General features: G+C 74.0%; 13 protein-coding genes. 9 read left to right on the forward strand and 4 right to left on the reverse strand.

Annotated elements, in window-relative coordinates:
- Positions 1–103: 103 nt before the first annotated feature.
- Entirely contained in the window at positions 104–424 is a 321-nt protein-coding gene (locus V1L54_RS25465) for a metal-sensitive transcriptional regulator (protein WP_100202088.1), read from the forward strand.
- An 84-nt stretch (positions 425–508) separates the two neighbouring features.
- Here V1L54_RS25465 and V1L54_RS25470 read toward each other — a convergent pair whose 3' ends face one another.
- Together V1L54_RS25470 and V1L54_RS25475 are read right to left on the reverse strand one after the other, a co-directional pair.
- A complete protein-coding gene (locus V1L54_RS25470) occupies positions 509–712 on the reverse strand; it encodes a hypothetical protein (RefSeq protein ID WP_330120468.1) in 204 nt (67 codons plus the stop codon).
- A gap of 150 nt (positions 713–862) precedes the next feature.
- Positions 863–1744: an SCO4651 family lipoprotein gene (locus V1L54_RS25475; RefSeq protein ID WP_503676907.1), complete on the reverse strand. Its 882-nt coding sequence runs from the start codon at positions 1742–1744 to the stop codon at positions 863–865.
- Positions 1745–1831: 87 nt separating this feature from the next.
- Between V1L54_RS25475 and V1L54_RS25480 the strand changes: the two genes are divergently transcribed.
- A complete protein-coding gene (locus tag V1L54_RS25480; RefSeq protein WP_330120470.1) occupies positions 1832–2026 on the forward strand; it encodes a hypothetical protein in 195 nt (64 codons plus the stop codon).
- 124 nt (positions 2027–2150) lie between these two features.
- Here the strand turns inward: V1L54_RS25480 and V1L54_RS25485 are convergent, their stop codons facing one another.
- On the reverse strand, positions 2151–2813 hold the full coding sequence (locus V1L54_RS25485; protein ID WP_330120471.1) for a phosphatase PAP2 family protein: 663 nt from the start codon (positions 2811–2813) through the stop codon (positions 2151–2153).
- 247 nt (positions 2814–3060) lie between these two features.
- Positions 3061–4029, reverse strand: a complete 969-nt coding sequence (locus V1L54_RS25490; RefSeq protein ID WP_330120472.1) for an NlpC/P60 family protein — start codon at positions 4027–4029, stop codon at positions 3061–3063.
- A 110-nt stretch (positions 4030–4139) separates the two neighbouring features.
- Between V1L54_RS25490 and V1L54_RS25495 the strand changes: the two genes are divergently transcribed.
- The 7 genes from V1L54_RS25495 (at position 4140) to V1L54_RS25525 (ending at position 12123) form a co-directional block, all read left to right on the forward strand.
- Positions 4140–4448, forward strand: coding sequence for a DUF8827 family protein (locus V1L54_RS25495; protein WP_100202093.1), 309 nt, complete (start codon positions 4140–4142; stop codon positions 4446–4448).
- A gap of 481 nt (positions 4449–4929) precedes the next feature.
- Positions 4930–5778, forward strand: coding sequence for a hypothetical protein (locus V1L54_RS25500; RefSeq protein ID WP_330120473.1), 849 nt, complete (start codon positions 4930–4932; stop codon positions 5776–5778).
- A complete protein-coding gene (locus V1L54_RS25505; RefSeq protein ID WP_330120474.1) occupies positions 5768–7093 on the forward strand; it encodes a hypothetical protein in 1326 nt (441 codons plus the stop codon). Before V1L54_RS25500 ends, V1L54_RS25505 begins: the two co-directional genes overlap by 11 nt.
- Positions 7090–8640, forward strand: coding sequence for an SCO6880 family protein (locus tag V1L54_RS25510; RefSeq protein WP_330120475.1), 1551 nt, complete (start codon positions 7090–7092; stop codon positions 8638–8640). Before V1L54_RS25505 ends, V1L54_RS25510 begins: the two co-directional genes overlap by 4 nt.
- A 14-nt stretch (positions 8641–8654) precedes the next feature.
- Positions 8655–10100, forward strand: coding sequence for an ATP-binding protein (locus tag V1L54_RS25515; protein ID WP_330120476.1), 1446 nt, complete (start codon positions 8655–8657; stop codon positions 10098–10100).
- 2 nt (positions 10101–10102) lie between these two features.
- Entirely contained in the window at positions 10103–11668 is a 1566-nt protein-coding gene (locus tag V1L54_RS25520; protein ID WP_330120477.1) for a P-loop NTPase family protein, read from the forward strand.
- The gene (locus V1L54_RS25525; RefSeq protein WP_330120478.1) at positions 11665–12123 is read left to right on the forward strand and encodes a protein-tyrosine phosphatase family protein; all 459 of its coding nucleotides are present in this window, start codon (positions 11665–11667) and stop codon (positions 12121–12123) included. Before V1L54_RS25520 ends, V1L54_RS25525 begins: the two co-directional genes overlap by 4 nt.
- The last annotated feature ends 162 nt before the right edge of the window (positions 12124–12285 follow it).

Genomic DNA, 12285 nt, shown 5'->3' on the forward strand with positions numbered 1-12285 from the left:
CCCCTAGCACCCGGGATCCACCACGGAGATCCCTCCGGGAAGGGGGATTCGGTACGATATACCCAGTGGGGGTATTTCCTCACGATGTCCACGGGAGGACCGCATGACGACCGCCGAGACCCGCCCCGAGACCGTCCACGGTCCGCACGGCTACGCCAAGGAGAAGGAGGCCCACCTCAAGCGGCTGCGCCGGATCGAGGGACAGATCCGCGGTCTGCAGCGCATGGTCGAGGAGGACGTCTACTGCATCGACATACTCACCCAGGTCTCGGCCTCCACCAAGGCCCTGCAGTCGTTCGCCCTCCAGTTGCTGGAGGAGCACCTGCGCCACTGCGTGGCCCACGCCGCGGCCGAGGGCGGCGAGGGGATCGACGCCAAGGTGGAGGAGGCCACGGCCGCCATCGCCCGGCTGCTGCGCACCTGACCGCGCGCGGCGGGCGCGGTCAGGCGGGATCGGGCGGGGGAGACGCGGGCGGCCGGGTACGGCCGGCCCGTCCGGCACCGGCCGTCACACGGCCGGACGGGCCTTCTCGCGGGCGCCCCGGCCCGCCGGGTCGGACCCGACCCGGAGCACCTCGTCGATGCGCGCAGGGCTGAGCCGCTCCTCGGCCGCGGCCGAGGCCGCGATCATCAGCTCGCCGTAGAGCTCGATCTCGGCGAGGGCCACGTGGTCCTGGACCAGGGGACCGCCGCTCTTCCCGGACACCCGCACCACCTCCTCACAGCTCCCCTCTCACGCGTCCACTCCCCAGGGTAGGAAGGGGCGCGCCTTCCGGGCATGACACGTCCGGGCCATTTAACGCCACCGTCATCGGCTACGACTCCGGTGCCGGCCCGGCCCGCCCGGGTCGCCCTACCGCGGCTACGGCACGGCGATCCGGCCGGTGTGGACGTCCCCCGGCCCGGGCAGGGCGATCTCCACCGGCACCCCGAACCCGTACAGCGTCGTCGTCGACACCACCGGCACCTCCTGCCCGGCCGCCCCGCCCGGGCCGCCCGCCGCGGACGGGAGGACGAAGCGCTGCCGGATCTTCCGCAGCCGTCCCCGCCCGTCGACGTACGCGTCGAAGGGCACCGTACGGCGGGAGAGCCCCGCCGCGGCCGCGGCGGGGCTCTCCCGCCAGGGCGGCCGGGCCGACCGGGCCGCCGCCGCGAGGTCCACGGTGCCGCGGTAGTGCCGCACCGCCTCCCCGTGCAGCCGCTCCTCGCCCCGGAACGAGACCGACCTCACACCGCGCAGCAGTTCGGCGGCGGTGATCGGGTCGGTGGCGCCGCCCGTGACCAGGTTCCCGTCGGGCAGCGTGGCGGCGTCCACCCGCACCCACTTGCCGGCGGGGACCCCGGCACCCCGGTCCCCCAGGTAGAGGGCGCCCGGTGTGACCAGGGCCGTGACCGGCCGGCGCCGGTCCTCCCCGGCGGCCGGCGCCTTCGGGACGGGCGGCGGCACCACCCGCAGCAGCCCGGTCCGCGTCCCGTAGTCGAAGACGCCCGTGCCCCGGATGACGACGCGGGTGCCTCCGCTGTCCGTCTCCACCCGCGTGTGCGTCCGGGAGGTGCCCGACCTCGCCAGCGCCCCGGCGGCCTCCCGTACGGCGGCCCGCGCCTCGGCCGCGGTCGGCGCGCCGGCGGCGTCCGGTGCGGAGCACCCGGTGGTGGCCGGCATCGCCAGTACCGCCAGCACCGTTCCGGCGCGGAGCACGGCGGCCGTGACGGCCCCCCTCCTCCGGCCGCGCCGCGTCACCATCGTCTGCCGACCCCCAGGACCGCGTCTCACAACTCGATCCGTTCAACGACGCCCACCACCCGCCGTCACGGCCGGTACCGTGGTCGGGTGCAGTGGGAGGACACCTGGGGGGACGGTGGAGGGGACTCCGCGGAGCGGCCGGCAGCACCGGAGACGCACCGCACCTCCACCACGGAGACGGGCCCGTTCTGCAGCGCGGTCTGCAGCTGCGGCTGGCGGGGCCCCGCCCGGCGCGCCCGGGGGCGGGCCCGCGCGGACGCGGCCGCCCACACGGAGGGCTGACCGGCTCCGGGGAGCGCGGCCCGGAAACGGCCGGGCCCCGGCCGGAGAAGCCGGCCGGGGCCCGGGAGGGGCGGGAGGGGTCCGGGAGGGACCGGGCGGTGGGCGCCGGAGGCCGGGGCCGGTGTCAGGCCGCCAGGTCGCGGTCGTGCTCCCGCCGTTCCGCCGCCACGTTCAGCGCCGCCACCTCCGGAGTCCGCACCAGCACCCCGGCCCGGGAGGCGGCCACCGCGCGCAGCAGCGGGGTCAGCAGCGCCAGCGCCGCGGGGGCCAGCAGCAGCGTCACGGCCGTGCCCAGCGCCAGCCCGCCGATCACGTCGGTGGGGTAGTGCACCCCCATGTAGACCCGGCAGGCCCCCGCGAACACCGCCACCAGGATGCCGAGGGTCCCCAGCTTCCGGTTCACCATGAAGATCCCGACGGCGAGGGCCATCGCCAGGGTCGCGTGGTCGCTGACGAACGAGAAGTCGGTCTTGCCGTCCACCAGCACCTCGAGCCCGTCATGGGTCAGGAAGGGTCTGGGACGCTCCACGAACCCCCGGATCGGCACGTTCACCAGCAGCGCCACCCCGGCGGCCACCGGCGCCCAGACCAGCCCGGCCACGGCCGCCACCGCGTCCGGCCGCCGCCGCGCGGTCCACCAGGCCCACAGGCCCAGCACCATCAGCGCCACGACGGTGCCGTACTCGCCGACGTACTCCATCAGGTGGTCGGCCCAGCTGGGGGCTTCCCTGGCCAATCCGTTGATGTCGTAGAGCAGCCCGACGTCAGGATTGTCCCATTCGTCCATGGTGATGCTGCCCTTCACTCGTCGCTGCCGACCCCCGTGGTAGCGGAATGCCCTGTCCGGACAGGACAACGCCCTGTCCGGGCCGCGCGTTCCAACCTCCACCGAACGACCACCGGGACGTTACCGGAGGGTGATCCGCTCCCTGCCTCCGGACGGTTCCGGAACCGGCTCCGAGCCCGCCGCCGGCCGGGCCCGCGCGGAGTTCCCGGTGCCCGCCGGCACCCGCCTCAGGCCGTCGGCACCCGCCTCAGGCCGTCGGCCTGGTAGCTCCGAAGTAGTCGGGGGTGTCGATCGGGTCGAAGCGGATCGTGGCACCGGTGTACGGCGCGTCGATCATATAGCCACCGCCGACGTAGATCCCCACGTGATAGATCGACCTCGAGTCGCTCAGATCGTGGGCGAAGAACACCAGGTCGCCGGGGAGCAGTTCGTCCCGCTTCGGGTGCGGGCCGGTGTTCCACTGGTCGTTGGCGACGCGCGGCAGCTCGATGCCCACACTCGCGTACGCCGCCTTCGTCAGCCCCGAGCAGTCGAACCGCCCGCCGTCCTCCGGCGTCCCGTCACCGCCCCACAGGTACGGCGTCCCGAGCTTCTTCTGCGCGAAGTCGATCGCCCCGGCCGCCTGCTTCGTCGGGGACAGCCGCCCGGCGGGCGCGGCGAAGCTCTTCTCCATCTTCCGGATGACCTGTACGTAGTTCTGCGTCTCCCGGTAGGGGGGCACACCGTCGTACTTGACCACCGCGTACGGGCCGGCGTTGTAGGCGGCCAGCATGTTGTCCGTCGGATCGCCGGGTACGCCCCTGAGCTGTTCCGCCAGCGCGCAGTCGTACTTCGCCGCCGCGGGGATCGCGTCCGCGGGGTCCCACACGTCCCGGTCCCCGTCGCCGTCCCCGTCGACGCCGTGCGTCGCCCAGGTGCCCGGGATGAACTGGGCTATGCCCTGGGCCGCGGCGGGGCTCCGCGCACCGGGGTTCCAGCCGCTCTCCTGGAAGAGCTGGGCCGCCAGCAGCGCCGGGTTGAGCTCCGGACACTCGTTGCCCCACCGCGCCACCAGGGGCTCGTACGCCGCCGGCACCGCGTTCTTCGCCAGTGCGACGCTCCCCCCGCGACCGCCGAAGAGGCTCGAAGCGGCGCTGTACGTGCCGACGACGAGCAGCGCCATGAAGCACATGACGAGCCCGAAGCCGACTCCGACGGCCACCCACGCCTTCCGCACCCCTCAACCCTCCCTCACCGGAACCCGGTTCACTGCCGATTCGACCGCGACCGTGTCAGAATCCATAAGGAAACGTCTTCCAACAACCCACCCGGGGCGGTGAACACATCATGTTTTATGCGGCCGACAAGGGCGACATCAACACCATCATCGGCGGAATCGCCCCCGACTGGGGCCCGTTCGGATCTCTGGGCAACGAGGCCCGGGTGATGATCGAGGTCGTGATGGCCGTGGCCATCCTCCTCTGCCTGGGCATCGCCATCTGGGGCGCCGCCAAGCAGCGCATCGGCGCCACGGCACTGCGCGACACCTTCAGCGCGGAGCAGGGCAAGGGCCTGATCGTGGCAGGACTGACCGGCGTCTTCATCATCGGATCGCTCGGCACGGTCTTCACCATCGTCTACGGAATGGCCGTGTAGCGCCGCCCCCCGCCCCCCTCTCCCCGGCCCTCCCCCGATCACGGGCCTCCCGACTCCCGCCCCCGGCGCCCGCTCTGCCTGCCCGGCAGGGCCGTACCGCATGCCCGTGGGGCCAGGAGCCCGGGCCGTGCCCGGTCGGCGGCGGACCGGCGGACCTCATGTGAGACCTGCCACGTCACCGTGGCAGGCGGAACGGTGCACGCGGCCGCCGAGGCGGCCCGGGCGCCCCGCCGTGCCCCCCGTACGGCCGCCAACGCCCACACCGGAAGAAGACCCCCAGCCATGCGCCAGTCCACGCCCCGCCCCCTTTGGCCCCCGGCGTACGCCCTCCGCACCGCCACCGGCACCGCGAACGCGCCGGTCACCGTGCGGAGGCGATCCCGTACGCACGGACCCCACAACCGCCGGGGCGGCGTTACCGTCGTGAGGGGAGCGGCACGCCAACCGGGCGGCGACCGGGCGACCGAGAGGGCATACGGCGATGAGCATCGGCGGTGACGGCGGGTACGGCGACGAGCGGCGTCCCGGCCCCGGGGCGGGCGGCCGCGTCCGCACGCGTACCCGCCTCCCCGAGGACGACGTCGTCGACGCCTACGACGATCCCCGGCGGCAGCCGGTCCGGGTGGGCCGCAACATGCTGACCGTGGTGGGCGTCGTCGCCCTGCTGATAGCCGCACTGGCCATCGCCACCAGGGGCGGTGACGGCCCGTCGGACAGCCGCCGGGACGACGGGCGCGCCGCACCGCCCACCGCCCCCACCGGCGAACGCCCCGTCGGCACCCGGGTGGGCGGCATCCCCGCCGGCTTCCCCGAGACCGAGCAGGGCGCGCAGAGCGCCGCGGCCAACTACGCGGTGGCGCTGGGCGGGACGGGCATGTTCAACACCGCGGAACGGCACCGGATCGTCGACAACCTCTACACCCCCGAGGCCGCCGCCCCGCTGAAGGAACGCCAGGACGAGGCGTACTCGCCGGACTTCCTCGAGCGGCTGGGCCTCACCCCGCAGGGCGAGGCCCCCGCGGGCATGACCTTCGTCTCGCGCGCCATCCCGGTGGGCACCAAGGTGACGGAGTACGCGGACGGCGACGCCACCGTCGAGGTCTGGTACACGAGCCTCATCGGCATGGCGGGCGAGGACTCCACCGTCCCCGTCACCACGGCCTGGAAGACCTGGACCTTCGAACTGCGCTGGACCGGCTCCGACTGGAAGATCACCGGCGACTCCCAGCAGGACGGCCCCGCCCCCGTACCGGGGGACGACCGGGCCGCCACCGCCAAGGACATCAGCAAGGCCGTCGAGGAGTACGGAGGGTTCACCTATGCGCGCTGACCGCCGCCGCCGCGTCCTGTCGCTCGCCGCGCTCCTCGCGGGCGTACAGGCCGGCGGGCTCTGGCTGGCCGCCCGCGCGGCCGCGGACCCGACGCCGGCACCGGAGGACGAGCCCGGAGACGAGCCGGGGAGCGAACCGAGCGAGAACCCGTGCGCGGAGATCGGCGGCGCCGCGCGGGAGTACTGCGAGGGCGAAGGCGGCTCCGGCGGCGGGGGCACCAACGAGCCCCTGTCCACCACCCTGGACCCGCTGGCCTCCCTCGCCCAGGGCTGCGCCGACGCCGCCGCCTGGATCGTCACCAAGCTCTCCGAGGCGGTCTCCGCCACCGCCACCGTCGACTTCACCAACCCGGCCTTCCTGCGCCAGTACGCCGTCGTCTTCGCCGCCTCGACGATCCTCACCCTGACCCTGTGGCTGCTGGCCGTCGCCAAGCGCGCCATCCGCGGCATCCCGCTCACCGAGGCCATCACCGAGGCCATCGGCTTCCTGTGGCTGACGGTGCTGGCCTCCGCCTTCACCCCGCTGCTCCTCTACACCCTGGTCACCGCGACCGACGCCGTCACCGACGCGATCGCCGCGGGCACCGGCGCCGACAACGACGCCTTCTTCGGCGCCTTCTCCGAGGCGCTCAAGAAGGGCGACGACATCGGCGGCGGACCGATCATGCTGATCGTCGTCTCCCTCGTCTCCGTCCTCGCCGCCGGCGTGCTGTGGCTGGAGCTCGTCATCCGCGCCGCCCTGCTGTACGTCGGCGCCCTGCTCGGGACGGTCGTCTACGCCGGGCTCGTCGACAAGAACATGTGGGGCCACGTGCGCCGCTGGGCGGGCATCATGATCGCGGTGATCCTCGTCAAACCGGTCGTCGTGATCGTCCTCGGCCTGGCCGGGGCGCTGGCCGGCGACGAGGGCCCCGACTCCTTCTCCGCGATCGTCTCCGGCCTGGCCATCATCCTGCTCGCCATCTTCGCCAGCGCGATGATCTACCGCTTCGTCCCCGGCTTCGGCGACGAGATCGTGCGCCAGCGCAACGCCAGCGCGGACCCGGCCTCCCGTACGGCCGCCGCCGTCGTCTCCTCCCCCGCCGCCATGCTCCGCCAGGGCATCAACACCCACAGCGCCCGCGGCGGCGCGGAGGGCGGCGGCGGCCCGTCCGGCGGCACGCCCAGACCCGCCAACCCCGTCTCCGGAGGCGTCGCCGCACACGCCTCCCGCGGCGCCCAGGCCCCCCAGCCCGCCCGGCCCGCAGCACCGCCCCCGCCCCGCGGCACAGGCGGCGGCTCCACCAGCCCTCGTACCGGAGGTGATCGCGGGTGACGACCCCGTCCCACACCGTCGCACCGCGCCGCACGTATCTGATCGGCCGCGCCCGTCCCAACGCCATCGTCGGCAGGAACCGGGAGACGGGCGAGATCGCGCTGATCGTCGCGGGCGCCTTCCTGGGCATGATGAGCGGACTCCTCGTCCCCCAGCTGACCCTGCGCATCGTCATGCTGGTCGGCTTCCCGATGCTCGCCCTGGCCGCGGTGTACGTGCCCTACCGCGGGCGGACGTACTACAAGTGGTTCGAGATCAACCGCAGTTACCGCAGGCTGCTGCGGCGCGGCACCGCCTACCGCTCGGCCGCCGCCGAGGCCGGCGTCCGGCTGGACGGCACCGAGGTGGACATCCCGCCGCCCCCCGGGGTCGGCCGCGTCACCTGGCTGTCCGCGCCCTTCGGCCCCGACGAGATCGCCGTCCTGCTCCACGCCGACCGGCGCACCGTCACCGCCGCCATCGAGATCGAGGGACCGGGCGTGGGCCTGCGCGACAGCGAGGACCAGGAGGCCCTCGTCGACCGCTTCGGCACCCTGCTCAAGCACGTGGCCAACGGCGACGGCTTCGTCACCCGCCTCCAGATGCTCGCCCGCACCCTCCCCGCCGACCCCGACGCCCACACCAAGGACGTCGCGCAGCGCGGCGACGAGCGGGCCGCACCCTGGCTGAAGGACTCCTACGACCAGCTCCTGTCGATGGTCTCCACCTCCAGCGAGCAGCACCGCGCCTACCTGGTGGCCTGCATGCACCACAGCCGCGACCTGGCCGCCGAGGCCGCCGCGATCGCCAAGGCCACCCGCTCTGCCACCGGCCGCCGGCTCACCCGCGACGAGGGCCTGGCCGTCGTCATGGCCCGGGAGCTCACCGACATCTGCGCCCGCCTCACCGAGGCCGACATCCGGGTGCGGCAGCCGCTGGGCCAGGCCCGGATGTCGTCCCTGATCCACTCCATGTACGACCCGGACCACCCCATCGACCACATCCAGGCCATGACCCGGCGCAACGCCTGGCCCGCCGAGCTGGACGCGTCCGAGCCGACGTACCTGCAGGCCAAGACCCGCGAGTCGGCCACCCGCGCCCCCTGGTGCCACGCCACCGCCTGGGTCAAGGAGTGGCCGATGACCCCGGTCGGCGTCAACTTCCTGGCCCCGCTGCTGGTCCACACCCCGGACGTGATCCGCACCGTGGCCGTCTGCATGGACCTGGAACCGACCGAGATCGCCATCGAGCGGATGCTGACGGAGAAGACCAACGACGCCGCCGAGGCCAGCCGCGCCGCGAAGATGAACCGCACCGTGGACCCGCGCGACGTGGCCGCCCACAGCCGCATCGACCAGCGCGGCGAGGACCTGGCCTCCGGAGCCGCGGGCGTCAACCTCGTCGGCTACCTCACCGTCTCCTCCCGCAACCCCGACGCCCTGGCCCGGGACAAGCGCACGATCCGGGCGTCGGCCGGAAAGAGCTACCTGAAGCTGGAGTGGTGCGACCGCGAGCATCACCGCGCGTTCGTGAACACCCTGCCGTTCGCGACCGGCATCCGCCGCTGAGGAGGCGCATCCACATGACCGCGTTCGATCCGCTGACCGCCGTCACCGACGCCTTCACCGGTCTCCTCTTCGGGAAGACGGAGACCACCCGGCTGCCCGTGCGCACCTCCACGGGCCAGGCCCAGGCCGTCTACCTGCCCACCGCCGCCCCCGGCCTCGGCGACTCCGGGGTGATCATCGGCCGCGAGGTCTACAGCGGCAAGGGCTACATCTACGACCCCTTCCAGCTCTACGGCCAGCAGCTCCCGGCCCCGCACTGGCTGGTGCTGGGCGAGTCCGGCAACGGCAAGTCAGCGCTGGAGAAGACCTACATCCTGCGCCAGCTCCGCTTCCGCGACCGCCAGGTCGTCGTCCTGGACGCGCAGGGCGAGGACGGCGTCGGCGAGTGGAACCTGATCGCCGAGCAGATGGGCGTCACCCCCATCCGCCTCGACCCGATGGCCGCGCTCGACCAGGGCATCCGCCTCAACCCGCTGGACCCGTCCATCACCACCACCGGCCAGCTCGCCCTGCTGCGCACCATCATCGAGGTCGCCATGGGCCACGGCCTCGACGAGCGGGCCGGCTTCGCCCTGAAGGTGGCCCACTCCTACGTCAACGGGACCGTCACCGGCCGCCAGCCCGTCCTGACCGACATAGTCGAGCAACTGCGCCACCCCGAACCGGAGTCGGCCGAGGCGATGAACGTCGCCCTGGAGGACGTCCGCGCCTGGGGCCTGGACGTGGCACTCGTCCTGGACCGGCTGGTCGACGGCGACCTGCGCGGCATGTTCGACGGCCCGACGACAGTGGGCATCGACCTCGACGCGCCCCTGATCGTCTTCGACCTCTCCCACATCGACCGCAACTCCATCGCCATGCCGATCCTGATGGCGATCGTCGGCGTCTGGCTGGAGCACACCTGGATCCGCCCCGACCGGAAGAAGCGCATCTTCCTGGTCGAGGAGGCCTGGCACATCATCAACAGCCCGTTCGTCGCCCAGCTCTTCCAGCGGCTGCTGAAGTTCGGGCGGCGGCTGGGCCTGTCCTTCGTCGCGGTCGTCCACCACCTGTCCGACGTGGTGGACGGCGCCGCGGCCCGGGAGGCCGCGGCCATCCTCAAGATGGCCTCGACCCGCACGATCTACGCCCAGAAGGCCGACGAGGCCCGCGCCACCGGAAAGGTGCTCGGGCTGCCCCGCTGGGCCGTGGAGATCATCCCCACCCTCTCGCCCGGCATCGCCGTCTGGGACGTCAACGGCAACGTACAGGTCGTCAAGCACCTGATCACCGAGGCGGAGAAGCCGCTGGTCTTCACCGACCGCGCCATGACGGAATCCTCGGCGGACCCGGCAGACTCGGTGGACTCCGCCGCACCCGTACCCCTGGAGGACACCGTGGCCGACGAGTTCGAGGCCGAGACCGCTTCCCGAGCCGCGGAGATGGAGCGGCTCGCGCACGCCGACGAGACGGTGGCCTGACGGTGCCGTACGGCCACGGCAGAGCACCGGGGAACGGCGGCGGTACCGCGCCCTCCTCCTCCCAGCGCGGCATCCCGGACGGACTGCTGGTGGGCCTGCTGGGCTTCCTGCTCGCCGTCACCACCGCGTGCTGGACCGCGACCGGGCTGGCCGGACTCCTGGCCCACGGCGCCTGGCCGCCGGGCACCGCCTTCACCCGCACCCCGCCGGCCATGCGCGCCCTGCTCGCCGAACCGTCCGACCTGGCCGCCGCCTGGCCCGACACCCCGGCCGAGGCCCTGCCGGGGCCCGGCCTGTTCTGGGGCGTCCTCATCGGCGAACTGATGGTCCTGACCGTTCTGGCGGTCTTCGCCGTCGGCACCCTCGCCCGCCTGCGCGCGGTACGCGCGGCCCGCCGCGCGAACGCCCGGCGCGGCCCGGTGGGGGAGGCGCCGGCCGCGGTCGTACCCGCCCCCCGCACCGCGTCGCCCGCGGACCCGCCCCACCACGAGGTCCCCGTCCCCGCGACGCCGCCCGGACCGGCGTCCCCGGCGCCTTCCCCGGCTCCTTCTGCTCCCCCGGCCCCCGAGCCCGCCGTGCGGGCGCGTCCCGTACCCGAGGCGTTCGCCGGGCCGCCCGCCGGCGTGGTGTACGGCCACGGCCGCGAGCACGCCGACCGGGCCGCCGACGCCCTGCGCGCCGCCCCCGGCCCCGCCCTCGTCGTCACCGCCGATCCCGCCCTGTGGGCGGACACCGTGGGAGCCCGCGCCAAACTGGGCCCCGTCCTCCTCTACGACCCCGGTCAACTCACCGACGCGCCCACCCGGCTGCGCTGGTCCCCCCACCAGGGCTGCGAGGACCGCCGTACCGCCGCCGCCCGCGCCGCCGCCCTGCTCGCCCCCGTGCGCAGCCCCGCCCGCGCCGAGGCGACCACCCACAGCGCCGCCGAGACCCTGCTGGGCTGCTGGCTCCACGCCGCCGCCGTCGCCGGCGAGCCGTTCCGGCAGGTCCACCGCTGGGCCTCGGCCACCGCGGGCTCGCCGACCGAGGCGGTTCACATCCTGCGCACGCACCCGAGAGCGGCGTCCGGCGCGGCGGGCGAGCTGGAGGCCACCCTCATCGCCCACCCGGAGCGCAGGGACGCCGCCGTCCGTCTCGTCCGCGGCGTCCTCGCGTCCCTCTCCCAGCTGCACGTGCGCAACGCCTGCACCGCGCCGCGCACGGATTCGGCCGCCCTGGAATCGTTTGCCTCCGAAGGGGGAACGCTCTATGTGATGGGCGAGTCCGTGGAGGACCCGCGCCGTGCCCCCGGCACGATGCCGCTTCTCACCGCCCTCACCGCAAGCGTGGTCGAGCACGGCCGCCGCATGGCCGCAGGGTCATCCGCCGGCCGGCTCGACCCACCACTCACCCTCGTCCTCGACAACGTCGCGTCGGTGGCCCCCATCCCCCAGCTCCCCGAGCTTCTGACCTCCGGTGAGACGGTGGGCATGCCCACCCTGGCGCTGCTGCGCTCCGAGGACCAGGCGCGCGTCTGGTGGCCGCGGCTCGCCGAGGCCGGACCGACCCCGTCGAGGCCCGTGCCGTGACCGGCGCGCCCGGCCGGCACGGCCCTCCCGGCACCTGGGACCCCACCGCGCCGGGCGTACTGCGCCTGCCCTCGGGCCGACTGGTCCGCGGACGCGGTCTGCGGCGTCCTCTTCCGGAGGGACCGCGCCCCACTTTCGCGCTGTACCTGCTGGGCGGGGAACCGCCCGCCGTCGACTGGGAGGCACGGTGGGTCCGCTGGCCCGACTTCCGGCTGCCCTCCGACCGTACGGCCGCCGCCGGGGCGCTGCGGGAGGCCTGGGAGCGTGCCGCCGCCGAACGCGTCGAACTCGCCTGCGGCGGCGGGTACGGGCGGACCGGCACGGCGCTGGCCTGCCTCGCCGTCCTGGACGGGGTACCGGCCCGGGAGGCGGTCGCCTACGTCCGGGACCACTACTCCCGCCGGGCCGTCGAGACCCCCCGGCAACGCCGCTTCGTACGCCGTTTCCCGGACTGAGGGCTCACGCCCGTCCCATTCGCTTCATCAGCCGGCAGCCGTAACCGAAATCCGGAGCCGGAAATTCCCGGAACGCAAGAAAGCCCTGCGGACCCAAAGGGCCCGCAGGGCTTTCTCACAGAATTGTTCGGCGGCGTCCTACTCTCCCACACGGTCCCCCAT

Source organism: Streptomyces rubellus (assembly GCF_036323805.1).
GTDB lineage: Bacteria > Actinomycetota > Actinomycetes > Streptomycetales > Streptomycetaceae > Streptomyces.

Bases quoted from the DNA above. Each gene is read 5' to 3' on its own strand.
- V1L54_RS25465 (WP_100202088.1), top strand. From the start codon at position 104: ATGACGACCGCCGAGACCCGCCCCGAGACCGTCCACGGTCCGCACGGC.
- V1L54_RS25475 (WP_503676907.1), bottom strand. From the start codon at position 1,744: ATGGTGACGCGGCGCGGCCGGAGGAGGGGGGCCGTCACGGCCGCCGTG.
- V1L54_RS25485 (WP_330120471.1), bottom strand. From the start codon at position 2,813: ATGGACGAATGGGACAATCCTGACGTCGGGCTGCTCTACGACATCAAC.
- V1L54_RS25495 (WP_100202093.1), top strand. From the start codon at position 4,140: ATGTTTTATGCGGCCGACAAGGGCGACATCAACACCATCATCGGCGGA.
- V1L54_RS25500 (WP_330120473.1), top strand. From the start codon at position 4,930: ATGAGCATCGGCGGTGACGGCGGGTACGGCGACGAGCGGCGTCCCGGC.
- V1L54_RS25505 (WP_330120474.1), top strand. From the start codon at position 5,768: ATGCGCGCTGACCGCCGCCGCCGCGTCCTGTCGCTCGCCGCGCTCCTC.
- V1L54_RS25515 (WP_330120476.1), top strand. From the start codon at position 8,655: ATGACCGCGTTCGATCCGCTGACCGCCGTCACCGACGCCTTCACCGGT.